This is a genomic window from Bradyrhizobium sp. NBAIM08, from assembly GCF_020193935.1.
In the GTDB taxonomy this organism is placed as follows: Bacteria; Pseudomonadota; Alphaproteobacteria; order Rhizobiales; family Xanthobacteraceae; genus Bradyrhizobium; species Bradyrhizobium yuanmingense.
In genome coordinates this window covers 1-412 of record NZ_JADYVR010000814.1, presented here as the reverse complement: position 1 = coordinate 412, position 412 = coordinate 1, and the positions used below count along the sequence as shown (strand labels likewise).

At 68.9% G+C, this 412-nt stretch carries 1 protein-coding gene; it reads right to left on the bottom strand.

Going from position 1 to position 412, the window contains the following annotated elements; all coding sequences use genetic code 11:
• Positions 1-288, bottom strand: a 288-nt coding sequence (locus I6F37_RS42195; RefSeq protein WP_225154702.1) for a hypothetical protein, incomplete at its 3' end; no start/stop codon positions are given.
• Positions 289-412 lie beyond the last annotated feature (124 nt).

Genomic DNA, 412 nt, shown 5'->3' with positions numbered 1-412 from the left:
GCCCCACAGCACCTGACCGTCGCTCAGCTCCGCGACATCCGCCGCCAACGGCTTGGGCAGCATGACGACGTCGCAGTCCTGCACGAGCTGCCTGCGGCTCAGGAGCCCGGCCACATGCGGGCGCAGCTGCGCGTCCGACAACCCGAAGTCGTCGCCGTAGCCGTGCTCGAGGAACACCCGGTCCCGAAGTGCAGGGTCGAGGCGGTGGAGGTGCCGCGGGTGGATCGGGAGCCGACGTTCGTTCTCCTTGCGTGAGCTGGAGACGAGTCCAAGGCTGAGCTGTTGCACGAGTGCCCCTTCAGGTATGCCCCTGTGTCTAACACACTGGCAGCCGGCATCCACGGACGCCGACACCCGGCGATCGGCTCCCGCCGGTGGCGAGGACCAGCCCGCCATGACCGTCGTGCCCAAC